Raw genomic sequence first — 14,763 nt, 5'->3', positions numbered from 1 at the left:
GAGGGCGGCATGGCCACCATCACCATCGACAAGGTCTCCCGCTGGTTCGGGAACGTGGTCGCGGTCAACGACATCTCCATGTCGATCGGCCCCGGCATCACCGGGCTGCTCGGGCCGAACGGCGCGGGCAAGTCCACCCTCATCCACATGATGAGCGGCTTCCTCGCCCCCTCCAGCGGCGCGGTCACCCTGGACGGCGCGCAGATCTGGCGCAACCAGCAGGTGTACCGGCAGATCGGCCTGGTGCCCGAGCGGGAGTCGATGTACGACTACCTGACCGGCTGGGAGTTCGTCCTCGCCAACGCCGAACTGCACGGCCTGCCGCAGCCCGGCGCCGCCGCCCGGCGCGCCCTCGACCTGGTCGAGATGGCGCCCGCCAAGGACCGCCGCACCGGGACGTACTCCAAGGGCATGAAGCAGCGGGTCAAGATGGCCTCGGCGCTGGTCCACGACCCGGCCGTGCTGCTGCTGGACGAGCCCTTCAACGGCATGGACCCGCGCCAGCGGCTCCAGCTGATGGAGCTGCTGCGCCGCTTCGGCGCGGACGGCCGGACGGTGCTGTTCTCCTCCCACATCCTGGAGGAGGTCGAGCAACTGGCCCGGCACATCGAGGTGGTGGTGGCCGGACGGCACGCCGCCTCGGGCGACTTCCGGCGGATCCGGCGGCTGATGACCGACCGGCCGCACCGCTACCTGGTCCGCTCCAGCGACGACCGCCGGCTCGCCGCCGCACTGATCGCCGACGGCTCGACCACCGGCATCGAGGTGGACGAGCGGGAACGGGCACTGCGGATCGAGGCGGTGAACTTCCAGGGCTTCACCACCCTGCTGCCCAGGGTCGCCCGGGAGGCCGGCATCCGGCTGTACACCGTGTCCCCGGCGGACGAGTCGCTGGAGAGCGTCTTCTCCTACCTGGTCTCGGCATGACCCCCGGCCCCACCCGCGCCACCCACCGGACCCAGGAAGGGGTCGACCGACCATGAACCCGACCGTCGCCAGGCTGACCCTGCGCGGCCTGCTCGGCCGCCGCCGCGGCGCGCTGCTGCTGGTGGCCCCGGCCCTGCTGCTGATCGTCGCGGCGATCGCCGCCGGGTCGAGCGGCGACGCGCACAGCCTGACCGTCAAGATCCTCGGCCAGCTGGACCTCGGCACCCTGCTGCCGATCCTCGGCCTGGTGATCGGCACCGGGGTGATCGCCACCGAGATCGACGACGGCTCGATCGTCTACCTGCTGGCCAAGCCGCTGCCGCGCTGGCAGATCATCACCACCAAGCTGGCCGTCGCGATCGGCACCACCTGGGTGTTCGCCGCCGTCCCGACGCTGCTCGCCGGGCTGCTGCTGTACGGGACGAAGGACGGCGTGGCGCTCGGCTACACCGTCGCGGTGCTGGTCGCCGGGGCCGTGTACAGCGCGCTGTTCCTGCTGCTCGGCGTGGTCACCCGGCACGCGGTGGTGGCCGGGCTGGCGTACGCGCTGATCTGGGAGTCGCTGATCGGCAACTTCGTCGAGGGCGCCCGCACGCTGAGCGTCCAGCAGTGGGGCCGGGCGGTCGCCGAGGCGGTCGCGGGGGACAACGCGATCGGCGCCGACGTGTCGCTCGGGGCGGCCGTCCCGCTGCTGCTGGTGGTCGCCGTCGGGGCGACCGTGCTGGCCTCGGTGAAGCTGGCCGGGCTGACCCTGGCCGCCGAGGAGTAGGCCGCGCCTCGCGCGACCGGGCCCGGACTCCCACGGAGTCCGGGCCCGGTCGGCGTTGCGGGGGCGTCCTACAGGGTCCGGTTCCGTCCGGCGCCGAGACCGGCCGCGCCGACCACCAGGACCAGCACCAGCATCAGCACCAGGGTGGCGTCCCAGCCGCCGGTGAGCTGGTGCAGCGCCCCGGCGCCGACCGGGCCGGCCGCCGCGACCAGGTAGCCGATCGCCTGGGACATGCCGCCCAGCTGGGCGGCGCCGGCCGCGGTGCCGGTGCGCAGCACGATGAAGGCCAGGCCGAGGCCGAGCGAGCCGCCCTGGGCCAGGCCGAGGATGGTCGCCGACACCCAGGCGCCGGAGACCGGTGCGACCAGCAGCAGGGCGATGCCGAGCCCGTTCAGGACGGCCATGGTGACGGCGAGGGCGCGCTGGCTCGTCATCCGGCCGGCCATCAGCGGCACCAGGAAGGCGCCGGCCACCTGCACCAGGTTGGAGTAGGCGAAGACCAGGCTGGCCCGGCCGCGGTCCATGCCGTGGTCGGCCAGGATGGTCGGCATCCACGCGACCAGGGTGTAGACCAGCAGCGAGGAGATGCCCATGAACAGGCTGATCTGCCAGGCCAGCGGGGACTTCCAGATGCCCTCGATCGGCTTGCCGGCCCTGGCGGCCCCTCCGGGCCGGTCGTCCCGGGCGGGGGCGGCCGCCCCGGCCTTCGCCTGCCGGGAGCGCAGCACCTGCGGCAGCCAGGCCACCGCGGCGATCAGCGCGAGCAGCGACCAGGCGCCGAGCGAGGCCCGCCAGCCGCCGCCGAGCGCGTGCTCCAGCGGGACGGAGGTGCCGGCCGCGAGGGTGGCGCCGACCAGCATGGTGGTCGAGTAGACGCCGGTCATGGTGGCCGCGCGGTCCGGGAACTCCCGCTTGACCAGGCCCGGCATCGACACGTTCAGCACCGCGATGGCCACGCCGATCACCACGCAGCCCGCGTACAGCGCGAACACCGAGGGCAGCACCCGCAGCAGCACGCCGGCGCCGAGCACCAGCACCGCGCCGAGCACCACCCGCTCGGTGCCGAACCGGCGGGTCAGCCGGGGGGTGAGCGGGGCGCCGACGCCCTGGAACAGCACCGGGATGGTGGTGATCAGCCCGCCCGCGGTGGCGGACAGCCCGAAGGTGCGCTGGATCTCGCCGACCATCGGGGAGATCGCGGCCAGACAGGCGCGCATGTTCAGCGCGACCAGCAGGATGCCGGTCAGCAGCAGCGCGGGGTGGGCCAGCCGGCTGCGGACGGGGAGCGGGGCGGCAGTGGTGACAACCGGCTGCGGGGCGCGGGTGACGGCCATGGGTGTGCTGTTCTTTCCGGGGCTCGGGGGTGGCGCGGGCACGGCGGGAGGAGGCCTCCACCGGCCGCGGGCAGGACGGGAGGGCAGGACGGGAGGGCAGGACGGGAGGGAGCAGGCAGCGGGGCTGCGTGCGGAAGCGGGGCTTGCGCCGTCCTACTTCCGGGCCGCGATGGCCGCGAGGAGCTGCTCGACGGCCGCGGTGGGCTCGGCGAGCAGCGCCCGACACGCCGCCTCGGCGCGGTCCGGGTCGCCGCTCTCGATGGCGTCCACCAGCGCCTCGTGGGTGGCCACGACCGCCTCGGGCATCTCGTGGTCGCCGAAGGCTGAGGTCATCGCCTCGCGCACGGAGGCGCCGAAGTAGCGGTACACCTCGGCCAGCGCCGGGTTGTGCGCGGCCTCGACGATGGCGGTGTGGAACTCCAGGTCGTGCTCGACGGTGGCCTGGCGGCCGGCCCGCTCGGAGTGCTGGGCGAAGACCTCGGCCTCACGGGCCAGCGCGGCCCGCATCCGCCGGACGTCCTCGGGGGTGTGCCGCAGCGCGGCCAGTCGGGCGGCCTCGGTCTCCAGCGCGGCGCGGACCTCCAGGACGTCCCGGATGCCCGAGCGCTGGACGCCGCGGAGCACCGCCGCCGGGTCGCTGGTGGACCGTACGAAGGTGCCCTCGCCCTGCCGGGAGACCAGCATCCCGGCGTGCACCAGCACCCGGAGGGCCTCCCGCACGGTGTTGCGGCCGACCTGCAGCTGCTCGGCCAGCTCGTGCTCGGTGGGGATCTGCGACCCCACCGGCCAGGCTCCGCCGGCCAGCTGCTCGCGCAGCCGGTCGATCGCGGTGTCCACCAGGGAACGCCGCCCGGCCGCCTGCAGGCCGTTGCCGTCGCCGCTCATGCCGGGCCTCCCTTCGCACACCGCTCATCGGTCGTCGGTCATCCTACAACCACGTGCCCGGTCATCCTACAACTGGGGGTGAACCGTCCGTGAACGTGTCCCGGGGGGCGCTCAGCGCGTCGGGTAGAGGCGCTCCAGGACGACCGCGACGCCGTCCTCGTCGTTGCCCGCGGTGACCTCGTCGGCGACGGCGAGCAGTTCCTCGTGGGCGTTGGCCATGGCCACGCCGTGCGCCGCCCAGCCGAACATCGGCACGTCGTTGGGCATGTCGCCGAAGGCGATGGTGTCGGCGGCGCGCACGCCCAGGCGGCGGGCGGCGACGGCCAGGCCGGTGGCCTTGGACAGGCCCAGCGGCAGCAGTTCGACCACGCCGGGGCCGGCCATCACCACGCCGACCAGGTCGCCGGCGGCGCGCCGGGCGGCCTCGGCGAGGCCGTCGTCGGTCAGCCCGGGGTGCTGGATGTAGAGCTTGCTGAGCGGGGAGGCGAAGAGTTCGCCGCGCTCGGCCCGGACGACCGGGAGGTCGGAGCCGATCAGCAGCTCGTAGCCGGGGCCGGCCAGCACCTGGCCGTCCAGGCCGTCCTGGTTGGCGGCGACGGCCAGCGGGCCGGTCTCGGCCTCGATCTTCTCGATCGCGACCGCGGCGAGCCGGCGGTCCAGGGTGAGCGAGGTGAGCAGCTTGTGGGCGCCGGCGTCGTAGACCTGGGCGCCCTGGCCGCAGACCGCTATCCCGGTGTAGCCGATCTCGTCGAAGACCGGACGGGCCCAGACGGCCGAGCGGCCGGTCACCACGATGTGCAGCGCGCCCGCGCCGGTGGCCGCGGCCAGCGCGGCGCGGGTGCGCTCGGAGACGGTTTCCGCGCTGGTGAGCAGGGTGCCGTCGAGGTCGGTGGCGACCAGCCGGTAGGGCAGGTCGCCACCGATCAGGTGGGTGGAGGAGGTCACTTGACCGGCTCGAGGACGGTCCGCCCGCCGAGGTACGGACGCAGCGCCTCGGGCACGACGACCGAGCCGTCGGCCTGCTGGTGGTTCTCCAGGATCGCCACGATGGTGCGCGGCACGGCGACCAGGGTGCCGTTCAGGGTGGCGAGCGGGCGGGTCTTGCCGTCCTCGCGCATCCGGATCGACAGCCGGCGGGCCTGGTACTCGGTGGTGTTGGAGGTCGAGGTGACCTCGCGGTACTTGCCCTGGGTCGGGATCCAGGCCTCGATGTCGAACTTGCGCACGGCCGAGGAGCCGAGGTCGCCGGAGGCGACGTCGATCACCCGGTACGGCAGCTCCAGCGCGTTGAGGAAGTCCTTCTCCCACTGGAGCAGGCGGCGGTGCTCGTTCTCCGCGTCCTCGGGCGTGGTGAAGACGAACATCTCCACCTTCTCGAACTGGTGGACCCGGATGATGCCGCGGGTGTCCTTGCCGTAGGTGCCGGCCTCGCGGCGGAAGCAGGACGAGTAGCCGGCGTAGCGCAGCGGCAGCTTGTCGGCCTCGATGATCTCGTCCATGTGGTACGCCGCCAGCGGGACCTCGCTGGTGCCGACCAGGTACTTGTCCTCCTCGGGGAGGTGGTACACGTTCTCGGCGGCCTGGCCGAGGAAGCCGGTGCCGTCCATGGCGGCCGGGCGGACCAGGGCCGGGGTGATCATCGGGATGAAGCCGGCCGCGGTGGCCTGGGCGATCGCCATGTTGACCAGGGCGAGCTCCAGCAGCGCACCGGGACCGGTCAGGTAGTAGGAGCGGGCACCGGCGACCTTGGCGCCGCGCTCGGTGTCGATCGCGCCCAGCAGCTGGCCCAGCTCGACGTGGTCGCGGGGCTCGAAGCCCTCGGCGGCGAAGTCGCGCGGGGTGCCGATCTCCTCCAGGGTGACGAAGTCCTCCTCGCCGCCGACCGGGGCGGCCGGGCTCATGGACTTCGCCGTCAGCGGCCGGCAAGCCCGGTTGGACGAACCCGAGCACGCCGGACGCGAAGCAGAGGTGGCCCTCGATGATGTGCGGCGCCGACCTCCAGGGTGACGAAGTCCTCCTCGCCGCCGACCGGGGCGGCCGGGTCGATGAGGTTCGCCAGGGAGCGGAGCAGGCGGTCCGCCTCCTCCTTGGCCGCGCTCTGCTCGGCGTCCGCGGCCTTGACCTCGGTGGCCAGTTCCTTGGTGCGCTGCAGCAGGGCGGTCTTCTCGTCGCCCTTGGCCTGGGCGACCTGCTTGCCGAGCACCCGCTGCTCGTTGCGCAGTTCGTCGAAGCGGCTGCCCGAGGACCGGCGCCGTTCGTCGGCGGAGAGGAGGGCGTCGACGATGTCGACGTCCTCGCCACGGACGCGCTGCGAGGCGCGCACTCGGTCAGGGTCCTCACGAAGCAGGCGAAGGTCAATCACAGGCCCAAGCGTACCGGGCGGCCGTTCCTCCACCGGTACCGGTTTTCCCCTGGGGATAACCCACCGGTTCCTGTGGATAACTCCGGTGGAGAACCGTCCGCCCCCAGGCCGGGGGCGGGTTATCCACAGGCCCGGCCCCGGGCCTGTGGATGGGGGGCGGGGATCGGGATCCGCTGATCGAAACCAGGGAATTGAGGTTTCAAACCTCAATGAACCTTCTCGGGTGAGGGAATTGAAGCACTCGCACGGGTGATTTGCAGGCAAGCGGGTGACTCTGGTCCGATAAGTCATCTCTGCGACGCAAACCGATGGTCCGACCAGTTCTGGGCAATGGCTATACCGGTTTGTCGACTCATCCCCAGGCCTGTGGATAACTTCCGGCTGTGGACAGCGGGGACGCCTGTGGACAGTGGCCCCCGGAGCGCGGCGTTCCTGTGGATGACGGTACGGTCACCCGCCGCGTTCGGTCGGGCCGGTCGATAACGGTCGGAAAAGGTCGGAAAGACACGAGATGACGCTCGGCTGTCCGGAGCCGGCCCACCTCGGGGAATCAGATGTCCCCGCGCCCGTCGAGTGCCCGGGAGAGCCAGTCCGCCGCCGCGGTGAAATCCTCGTCCGACGTGCCCGGCCGCCGGTGCTTGGACACCTGCCGGTCCGCGCGCGGATAGGAGCCGAGGAACCGGACCTGCGGGCTGATCCGCTTGAGCCCCATCATCGCCTCGGCCACCCGCCGCTCCGACAGGTGCCCCTCGCAGTCGATCAGGAAGCAGTAGCTGCCCAGCCCCTCGCCGGTCGGCCGGGACTCGATCCGCATCAGGTTCACCCCGCGCACCGCGAACTCCTGCAGCAGCTCCAGCAGCGCACCCGGGTGGTCGTCCGGCAGCCAGACCACCATCGAGGTCTTGTCCGCCCCGGTCGGCGAGGAGACCCGCCCCGGACGGCCGACCAGCACGAACCGGGTGGTCGCGCTCTGGGCGTCCGCGATCTCCTTGACCAGCGGGTCCAGCCCGTAGATCGGCGCCGCGAACTCGCCCGCGAACGCCCCGTCGTACCGGCCCTCGGCGACCAGCCGGGCGCCGTCCGCGTTGGAGGCGGCCGACTCCCAGACCGCGTCCGGCAGATTGGCCGCCAGCCACTTGCGCACCTGCGGCTGGGCCACCGGGTGGCTGGTCACCGTCTTGACCCCGGACAGCTCGGTGCCCGGCCGCACCAGCAGCGCGAAGGTGATCGGCAGCAGCACCTCGCGGTAGATCATCAGCGGTGCGCCGGCGGCCAGTTCGTCGTTGGTCGCGGTGACCGCGCCCTCCACCGAGTTCTCGATCGGCACGAACGCCCCGGCGGCCTCCCCGGCGCGCACCGCCTCCAGCGCCAGCGCCACCGAGGACAGCGGCACCAGCTCCCGGGTCGCCGCCTCGGGCAGGGTGTGCAGCGCCGCCTCGGTGAAGGTGCCGGCCGGGCCGAGGTAGGTGTAGCGGGTGGCCGACATGACGCCTCCGTTGCCAGGGGGGTGGTGCCCGAGCCGGGTGCTGCCCGAGCGGGGTGGTGCCGAAGCAGTCACCATAACGAGTCCGCGGCCCCGGCATGACCGCGTTCCGGTGGCCGGGACCGCTCCTCGCGCGCGGGCGCTACCCGTCCAGGAGTTGCTGCCCCAGGTAGCCCCCGGCCGGCACCCCCGGGGGGACGGCGTACAGCCCGCTCGCCTCGTGCCGGAGGAAGCGGGACAGCCCGTCGCCCCGGGAGAGCTTGCGCTGCACCGGGGTGAAGCCCCTGCGCGGGTCGGCCTGGAAGGCGAGGAAGAGCAGGCCGGCGTCCGGCGAGCCGTCCGGCAGCGCCCCGTCGTGGTACGAGAAGCCGCGCCGCAGCATCGCCGCCCCGCCGTTGCCCGCCGGGGCGGCGACCCGGACGTGGGCGTCGGCGGGGACGGCGAGAGCGCCGTCCGGGCCCTGGGCGGCGAGGTCCACCGGGGTGCCCTCGCCCGAGCCGGCCGGCGCGCTCAGCGGCGAACCGTCCGACTTGCGCCGGCCGATCACCCGTTCCTGGCGGTCCACCGGCAGCTCCTCCCAGTGGTCCAGCAGCATCCGGATCCGCCGGAACACCAGGTACGAGCCCCCGGCCAGCCAGGCCGGCTGGTCCCCGCCCGGGGCGCAGAACACCTTGGCGGCGAAGCCGTCCTCGCCGGGCCTGGGGTTGTTGGTGCCGTCGATCTGGCCCATCAGGTTGCGCCCGGTCACCGGGCGGGCGGCGGCGCCGGGGGTGCGGGCGAAGCCGGCCGACTGCCAGCGCGGGGCCGCCGTGCCGGCCGCCAGCTTCTGCAGGGTCCGCAGGGCGTGCAGCGTCACCAGCGCGTCGTCGGCGCCGATCTGGACGAACAGGTCGCCGTCGCCGCGCGCCGGGTCCAGCGCGTCGCCGGTGAAGGCGGGCAGCGGTTCGAGGGCGGCCGGGCGGCGGTCGGCCAGCCCGGCCTTGTCGAACAGCGCGGCGCCGAAGCCGAGCGTGACGGTGAGCGAGCAGGGCCCGGCGTCCAGGGCGACCTGGTTGTCGAACTCCGCGGCCGGCTCCCCGGCGGTCAGCCGCTCGACCGCCCCGGTCCAGCGCCGCAGCAGGGCGCGCAGCCCGTCCCGGCCGGCCCCGTCGACCAGGTCGAAGGCGGCCAACTGGACGCGGGCCTGGGCGGGTTCGAGGATGCCGGCCTGGTGCTCGGCGCGGAACGGCACCCGGCCCGCGCCGAGCGCGCCGGCCGCGCCGCCGGACGCCCCCGCCCCGGCGCCCGGCCGGTCGTCGTAGGCGACCGCCCCGGCCGCGCCCGCCCCGGTGCCGACCAGCAGTCCGGCGCCGGCCGTGCCGAGCAGGGCGCGGCGGGTGAAGCCCGCCGGGCTCGTCGTCTCGTCGTGCTCCACCGCGCTCATCCGATCTTGAACTGCTGGGTGGGGGTGGTCTGGTCGATGTCCGAGGAGCGGATCTGCACCGAGACCACCCAGGTGCCGGCCAGCGGGAGCTGGGTGGTGCCGCTCCAGCGCCCGGTGCCCTCCGCGGTGAGCGCGACCGGCAGCGGGCCGAGGTCGCGGTCCGGCAGGGTGAAGGCCAGCTGCACCTCGGGGACGTCCACCGGCTTGCCGTCCGCGCCGTCCAGCGCGAGCTTGACCTCGTTCGGGCCGGTCCGGGCCGGGTTGAGGGTGACGGTCGCGGTGCCCTTGGCGTTCGGCGTCCGGCCCTTGGTGTCGTACGGCAGCTTGAGCTCCACCGTGCGGCCGGGCTCGGTCTGCGGGGCGGGCGCCGATCCGGCCGCCGCCGGGGCGGCGTTGCCGGCCGCCTTGACCTCGCCCGCGACCCGCCCGGGCGGGGAGTTGGTGAGCATCGTGGTGACCACCAGCACCGCCACCGCGACCAGCGCCTCCACCAGCACCGAGCGGCGCAGCCCGGCCCTGGTCGGGGTCAGCCCGCGCTCGCGGCCGGCGGTGCGCGCGGCGGCCCGCTGCCGTTCCAACTGGGCCCGCCGGACCGGGTCCTCGCCGTGCGCGACGGCGCCGACCGGCTCGGGCACCTCGGCCCGTTCGACCTCCGCCGCCTCGGCCGGGGCCGAGCGCAGCCGGGCCAGCCAGCTGCGGGAGATCCAGGCGACGCCCAGCATCACGACCACGCAGCCGGTCTTCACCAGCAGCAGCTTCCCGTACTCGGTGCCGGTCAGGGCGCTCCAACTGCCCAGGCCCCGCCAGGACTGGTAGACCCCGGTGACGGCCAGCACGGCCACCGAGCCGAAGGCGATCCGGGAGAAGCGGTCCACCACCTCGGCGCCGACGCCCTCGCGCAGCGCGACCAGCAGCGAGGCCAGCCCGCCCAGCCAGAGCGCCATCGCGATCAGGTGCAGGATGCCGAACGGCAGGGCCAGCCAGACCTGGATGCCCACCGAGGCGTGGTCGGCGCCGACCCAGGTCGCGGAGAGCGCCACCGCGAGCACCAGTCCGGCCACGCCCAGGCCGATCCGGGCCTCGCGCTGCGGCCGTGCGGCGGCCCGCTGCTCCAGCTCGTGCAGCTCGGCGGCCTCGGTGTCGTCGTCGTGCGGTTCCGCGTCCGCGTCCGTGCCTGAGCCCGAGCCCGAGCCCGAGCCCGCGGTCGCGACCGGCTTGGGCGGCTGCCCCAACTGCCCGACCAGCAGCGACAGGAAGATCCCGGCCGCGGCGAGCAGCAGCAGCCGGGCCGCCAGTGCGGTGCCGATCCGCTCGTCCAGGGTGGCGCGCACCAGCGACAGGTCGAGGGCCTGGCCGACGCCGGAGCCGCGCTCGTACGGGCCGCGCAGCATCAGCACCGCGACGGTCGAGGCCAGCAGCGCCGTCCAGCCGGTCATCAGCAGCCGCTGCACCGGGCGCCGGGCGGCGCCGGCCGGCCAGCAGACCAGGACGAAGGCGGCGACCCCGGCGAGCAGCGCGAAGGCGGCGTACGCGACGGTGCGGCCCGTGCCGTACAGGGCGGCGACCAAGCCGTCGGCCTTGGCGCCCTGCAGCGCGGTGGTGGACACCGAGGTGTCCGAGGGTGCGCCGATGGAGAAGGTGAACGCCCCGCCGACCGGGTGGGAGTCCTCCGAGACGGCCCGCCAGGCGACGGTGTACGTGCCGTTGGCGAGGCCGCTGCTGAGGCCGACCCGGGCGGTGTTGCCCTTGCCGTCGGCGTGCGCCGGGTTGCCGGTGTCCACGGCCTTGCCGGCCGGGTCGAGCACCCGGACGGAGTCGCTCGACAGCGACACCGCCTCGCTGAAGGTCAGGGTCACCGCCGGCGGGGCGGTGGCGACCACCGAGTTCTGCGACGGGTCGGTGGAGTCCAGGGTGGCGTGCGCGGACGCCGGGGCGGCGCCGGCGAGCATCAGCGCGAGCAGCGTGCCGAGCGTTCCCAGCGCCGCGGCGATGCGCAGCGGGACGCTCCGGCGGCGCGCGGCCGGCGGCCGTGACGCGCTGCGGGGGTGGGCGGCCTTCTCCATGCTGGCGGGTCCCCTAACTCTGGCCGGGGCGGTAGGTGAGCTCCTTGACCGGCACCTTGACGGAGATGGTGCCGGACTTGGCGAAGGTCAGGTCGAGCTCCAGCTCGTCACCCAGGGCGGGGGCCTTCTGCCAGTCCATGATCATCAGGTGGGTGCCGCCGCGGGCGAGCTGCAGCGCGCCGTGCGCGGGCACGTCCAGGCTGTTGACCTGCTCCATGGTCGAGGCGGTCGAGCGGTGCATGGTGACCGACCCGGCGGCGGGGCTGGTGACCTTGAGCAGCTGGTCCGGCCCGCCGTCGTTGCGGACGGTCAGGTAGCCGGCGCCCATCCCGCCCGCCGGGGGCAGCGGGATGTAGGAGTCGGCCACGCTCAGCTTCGCCGGACCGGCGTCCGACGGGCCGCCGTCCGGGCCGCCCGTCCCGCAGGCGGCGAGTATCGCGCCGCCGCCGAGGACCGTCGCCAGCACCGCCCCGGCCAGGGCCGAGCGGCGGAACCGTCGGTTCGCCGCCATCACGCCGCGACCCCCTTGGCGAGCAGCGGCAGGTCGTGCTCGTAGGTCTTCTCCTCGGTGCCGCTCATGTAGAGCACGTGCGCCTTGTCGTCCGAGGGGAGGAAGGCCAGCACCTGCGCGCCGTGGGTGGAGGTGACGGTGCCGTCCGCGTTGACCACCGGGTCCTCGATCATGATGCCGAGCGACTTGGCCGCGGTCTTCACCTTCGCCAGGTCGCCGGTGAGGCCTATGAAGTCGGTGCCCATCGAGTCCAGCCAGGTGCGCAGCACCTTGGGGGTGTCGCGCTGGGGGTCGGTGGAGACGAAGACGACGTTGACCTTCTTCCGGTCCTCCGCCGGGAGGGCCTTCATCGCGACCCCGATGTCGCCCATGGTGGTCGGGCAGACGTCCGGGCAGCTGGTGTAGCCGAAGAACAGCAGGGTGGCCCTGCCGTTGGTCTGCTGCCGCAGGTCGTACGGCTGGCCGGAGGTGTCGGTCAGCTGGAGGTCCGGCTTCTCGAAGTTCCTGGCCAGCTTGGTGCCCTGGTACGGGGTGTCCTCCTTCTGCTGGGTCACCTTGGCGGCGGTCGAACCGCCGCCGGAGGAGCCGCAGGCGGACAGGGTCAGCGCGGCGGCCAAGGCGAGGGCGGCGGCGCCGGCCAGTCGGGTGGAGCGGGCGGTGCGGGGCATGGTGGTTCCGATCGGACGCGGTGGACCGCCGGCGGGGCCGTACCGGGAGGGGTACGGCCCCGCCGGCGAGGGGTCAGGAGGCGGAGCCGCTGTTCCTGCGGCGCAGGCCGAGCACGCCGACGGCGGTGCCGATCACGCCGACGACGATGCCGACCACGCCGAGGGTACGGGCGGTGCCGTCGCTGGACTTGGCGTCGCCGGCGGAGGCGGCGTGGTCGGAGCTGTCGCCGTGGGCGCCGGCGGCCGGGGAGGCGGTGGCGGAGGCGCCGTGGTGGTCGTCACCGGCGGCCTTGGTGAGCTTGAGGGCCGGGGCCGGGTGGGCCGGCTCGGGCTGGCCGGCCGCGGCCTCGTCGATCCAGCGGACCACGTCGCCGTTGTCGTAGGTCTGCAGGGCCTTGAAGACCATGCTGTCGGCGTCGGTCGGCAGCGGGCCGAGCGAGACCCGGAACTCCTGGAACTGGCCGGGGGCGATCTTGGTGCCCGGGTCGGCGGTCCAGGTGATCTTGGAGACGGCCTCGTTGACGTCGCTGCCGTGCACCTTGATCGGCTTGTCGAGCTTGGCCTTCTCGACGGCGGCCGTCCAGCCCGGCAGCGGCAGGGTCCGGACCGAGGCCAGCGGGTGGTCCAGCGGCAGGTTGACCTCCAGCTTCACCGTGCTCGCCGTGTCGCTCTCGTTCGGCACCCGGAAGTCGACGGCCGTGTAGCCGCCCTGCGCGGCCGAACCCGGGTTCACGGTGACGTGCGCGAAGGCGGGGCCGGCCAGCGCCACCACCGAGGCGGCGGCGGTCAGGGCGACGGCGGCGAGACGGCGGGTGGGAAGGGAACGCATGATGGGGGGTCTCCGATCGGAGCTCGGCACGTGACCGCCGCTCTCGGCGGCGGGCTGCACGCGCGGACGTGGGGGGCAGGACCAGGGGCCGCCGTCGCCGTGGACGGACGGAACGGCCCGGACACCGCGCACCGCACCCGGTCGGCCGACACCCCTCCTCGGGGTGCGCGCCAACGCCGGATCAGTACGCGAAGGCCCCGCACGGCGGCCCGCGCCGCACCACGCTGTGCCGCAGCACCGCGCCCGCGGGCAGCCGGCTCCCGCCGCCCCCCGCACCGAACCGGCGGACCGGACCGGCCACGCCGAACAGACCGCCCAGCAACGCGGCCACCAGCACCAGCGCCGAGCGCAGCGGCTCCGCCCAGTGCTCCCGGGCCGCCGACGCCGCCACCCGCAGCAGCCGCCACAGCGCCGCCTCGCCGCGCCGCAGCCACCAGCCCGCCACCAGCGCGGCGGCCAGGTGCCCGGCCAGCATCGACGGCGTCATCCCCAGCACTCCGCCCTGCTGCCACCAGGGCACGGCGGCGTACGCGTGCGGGTCCAGACCCGCCGAGGAGACCAGCTGCTCCGGCGAGGTGCCGGCGGGCAGGCCCACCAGGGTGCCCGGCCGGGCCTCGTTGCAGATCAGCCGCCCGGCCGCCTGCGGCACGCTCATCGGCACGCCGTCGTGCATCCCGTGGCCGCCCAGGCCGTGGAAGAGGCAGTGCAGCCCCAGCTGACCCGCGCCCAGCGCACCGGAGATGGCCACCAGCGAACGCTCCCGCCCGCCGCACGCCACCGCGAGCACCAGCACCGCGGCGAAGCCCGTCGCCAGCGCGACCGGCGGCACGTTCCCGCCACCCGCCAGCGCGTGCCCGGCGGCCGCTATCAGCGTGCACACCAGCGCGAACGGGACCGCCCGGGCAAGCCGCAGGTCCCAGGCGGCCCCCACCGGCCGAGCCGGCTGCGCTCGCTCGAAGACAGGGGTGCCCTGGAACGGGGCGGCGGGGAGGGCAGTCATGGCCGGGCCATCATCTCATCGCGTACACCGCCGACACGGGCAGGGTGGGAAATCCCTACGAATGCCCCGTTCGGCCGCGGCGTGCACCCCACCGCATGCGCCCTTCGGCACAGACCCCGTCCCCAGTCCATCCGCCGAACGGGCGGTAGCCGCCCCCGGGCACGGTTCACCGCCGAATCGCCCGGAGATACCTAGTTGTATGTGGAGCCGCAGCCAGGAGGGACCTCCCGTGGACATCTGGTGGACTCTGCACCTCAAGCGCGACCCGGCCAGCGTTCCGCTGGCCCGGCGCATCCTGCTCGGTGCCATGGCGACCGCGGGCGTCGACCCCCAGATCGCCGACGACCTCGGCGTCGCCCTCACCGAGGCCTGCGCCAACGCCGTCGAACACGGCGCCACCGGCCGGCCCGACGACGGCTTCCAGGCCCCAGCGCCGGGCTCGCGCTCGCCTCGTACTCCGTCGGCTCGCCGCACCAGGTGCGCCGCAGCGGCACCGCCGTCACCGTCAC

Annotated in this window: 13 protein-coding genes and 2 pseudogenes; 3 read left to right on the top strand and 12 right to left on the bottom strand. The window is 74.3% G+C overall.

Features of this window, described 5'->3' with window-relative positions; all coding sequences use genetic code 11:
* Positions 1-9: 9 nt before the first annotated feature.
* Both ACFXPX_RS12675 and ACFXPX_RS12670 read left to right on the top strand, forming a co-directional pair.
* Positions 10-927: an ABC transporter ATP-binding protein gene (locus ACFXPX_RS12675; protein WP_375895278.1), complete on the top strand. Its 918-nt coding sequence runs from the start codon at positions 10-12 to the stop codon at positions 925-927.
* Between the two features lie 52 nt (positions 928-979).
* Positions 980-1,696 carry an ABC transporter permease gene (locus ACFXPX_RS12670; protein WP_375895275.1) on the top strand — a complete coding sequence of 239 codons (717 nt, stop codon included), beginning with the start codon at positions 980-982 and terminating at the stop codon, positions 1,694-1,696.
* A gap of 68 nt (positions 1,697-1,764) precedes the next feature.
* On the opposite strand, the gene ACFXPX_RS12665 is transcribed toward ACFXPX_RS12670, so the two are convergent.
* The 12 genes and pseudogenes from ACFXPX_RS12665 to ACFXPX_RS12610 form a co-directional block, all read right to left on the bottom strand.
* The gene (locus ACFXPX_RS12665; RefSeq protein WP_380528393.1) at positions 1,765-3,030 is read right to left on the bottom strand and encodes a CynX/NimT family MFS transporter; all 1,266 of its coding nucleotides are present in this window, start codon (positions 3,028-3,030) and stop codon (positions 1,765-1,767) included.
* 153 nt (positions 3,031-3,183) lie between these two features.
* Complete coding sequence (locus ACFXPX_RS12660; RefSeq protein ID WP_375895271.1) at positions 3,184-3,915, bottom strand: FadR/GntR family transcriptional regulator; 732 nt, start codon at positions 3,913-3,915, stop codon at positions 3,184-3,186.
* Positions 3,916-4,026: 111 nt separating this feature from the next.
* Complete coding sequence (locus ACFXPX_RS12655) at positions 4,027-4,860, bottom strand: HAD family hydrolase (protein WP_375895269.1); 834 nt, start codon at positions 4,858-4,860, stop codon at positions 4,027-4,029.
* A pseudogene (gene serS / locus ACFXPX_RS12650) lies at positions 4,857-5,804 on the bottom strand (serine--tRNA ligase); the annotation flags it as partial. The gene ACFXPX_RS12655 and the pseudogene serS, both read right to left, overlap by 4 nt.
* A gap of 99 nt (positions 5,805-5,903) precedes the next feature.
* Positions 5,904-6,277: pseudogene (locus tag ACFXPX_RS12645) on the bottom strand (serine--tRNA ligase); the annotation flags it as partial.
* A gap of 550 nt (positions 6,278-6,827) precedes the next feature.
* Positions 6,828-7,763 (bottom strand): prephenate dehydratase, encoded by a 936-nt coding sequence (gene pheA / locus ACFXPX_RS12640; RefSeq protein WP_375895263.1) that lies wholly within the window; start codon positions 7,761-7,763, stop codon positions 6,828-6,830.
* 139 nt (positions 7,764-7,902) lie between these two features.
* Positions 7,903-9,183, bottom strand: coding sequence for an iron uptake transporter deferrochelatase/peroxidase subunit (gene efeB / locus ACFXPX_RS12635; protein WP_380640965.1), 1,281 nt, complete (start codon positions 9,181-9,183; stop codon positions 7,903-7,905).
* On the bottom strand, positions 9,180-11,246 hold the full coding sequence (locus ACFXPX_RS12630) for a FixH family protein (RefSeq protein WP_380640963.1): 2,067 nt from the start codon (positions 11,244-11,246) through the stop codon (positions 9,180-9,182). The genes efeB and ACFXPX_RS12630 overlap by 4 nt, the downstream gene beginning before the upstream one ends.
* Before the next feature lie 13 nt (positions 11,247-11,259).
* Positions 11,260-11,757 (bottom strand): copper chaperone PCu(A)C, encoded by a 498-nt coding sequence (locus ACFXPX_RS12625; protein ID WP_375895254.1) that lies wholly within the window; start codon positions 11,755-11,757, stop codon positions 11,260-11,262.
* Positions 11,757-12,425, bottom strand: a complete 669-nt coding sequence (locus ACFXPX_RS12620; protein ID WP_380640958.1) for an SCO family protein — start codon at positions 12,423-12,425, stop codon at positions 11,757-11,759. The genes ACFXPX_RS12625 and ACFXPX_RS12620 overlap by 1 nt, the downstream gene beginning before the upstream one ends.
* A gap of 73 nt (positions 12,426-12,498) precedes the next feature.
* Positions 12,499-13,254: a YcnI family protein gene (locus tag ACFXPX_RS12615; RefSeq protein ID WP_375895249.1), complete on the bottom strand. Its 756-nt coding sequence runs from the start codon at positions 13,252-13,254 to the stop codon at positions 12,499-12,501.
* Between the two features lie 181 nt (positions 13,255-13,435).
* A complete protein-coding gene (locus ACFXPX_RS12610; protein ID WP_380528380.1) occupies positions 13,436-14,254 on the bottom strand; it encodes a hypothetical protein in 819 nt (272 codons plus the stop codon).
* A 229-nt stretch (positions 14,255-14,483) separates the two neighbouring features.
* On the opposite strand from ACFXPX_RS12610, the gene ACFXPX_RS12605 reads away from it, so the two are divergent.
* The coding region (locus ACFXPX_RS12605) for an ATP-binding protein (RefSeq protein WP_380640956.1) at positions 14,484-14,763 on the top strand (280 nt) is incomplete at its 3' end.

Source organism: Kitasatospora sp. NPDC059146 (assembly GCF_042786665.1).
Taxonomy (GTDB): Bacteria; Actinomycetota; Actinomycetes; order Streptomycetales; family Streptomycetaceae; genus Kitasatospora.
Note: the sequence above shows the minus strand (reverse complement) of the source record. Positions and strands in the feature narration are given on the sequence as shown.

What these genes read in the sequence shown, in the direction of transcription:
- ACFXPX_RS12675 (WP_375895278.1), top strand. Translation starts at nt 10, where the DNA reads ATGGCCACCATCACCATCGACAAGGTCTCCCGCTGGTTCGGGAACGTG.
- ACFXPX_RS12670 (WP_375895275.1), top strand. Translation starts at nt 980, where the DNA reads ATGAACCCGACCGTCGCCAGGCTGACCCTGCGCGGCCTGCTCGGCCGC.
- ACFXPX_RS12665 (WP_380528393.1), bottom strand. Translation starts at nt 3,030, where the DNA reads ATGGCCGTCACCCGCGCCCCGCAGCCGGTTGTCACCACTGCCGCCCCG.
- ACFXPX_RS12660 (WP_375895271.1), bottom strand. Translation starts at nt 3,915, where the DNA reads ATGAGCGGCGACGGCAACGGCCTGCAGGCGGCCGGGCGGCGTTCCCTG.
- pheA (WP_375895263.1), bottom strand. Translation starts at nt 7,763, where the DNA reads ATGTCGGCCACCCGCTACACCTACCTCGGCCCGGCCGGCACCTTCACC.
- efeB (WP_380640965.1), bottom strand. Translation starts at nt 9,183, where the DNA reads ATGAGCGCGGTGGAGCACGACGAGACGACGAGCCCGGCGGGCTTCACC.
- ACFXPX_RS12630 (WP_380640963.1), bottom strand. Translation starts at nt 11,246, where the DNA reads ATGGAGAAGGCCGCCCACCCCCGCAGCGCGTCACGGCCGCCGGCCGCG.
- ACFXPX_RS12625 (WP_375895254.1), bottom strand. Translation starts at nt 11,757, where the DNA reads ATGGCGGCGAACCGACGGTTCCGCCGCTCGGCCCTGGCCGGGGCGGTG.
- ACFXPX_RS12620 (WP_380640958.1), bottom strand. Translation starts at nt 12,425, where the DNA reads ATGCCCCGCACCGCCCGCTCCACCCGACTGGCCGGCGCCGCCGCCCTC.
- ACFXPX_RS12615 (WP_375895249.1), bottom strand. Translation starts at nt 13,254, where the DNA reads ATGCGTTCCCTTCCCACCCGCCGTCTCGCCGCCGTCGCCCTGACCGCC.
- ACFXPX_RS12610 (WP_380528380.1), bottom strand. Translation starts at nt 14,254, where the DNA reads ATGACTGCCCTCCCCGCCGCCCCGTTCCAGGGCACCCCTGTCTTCGAG.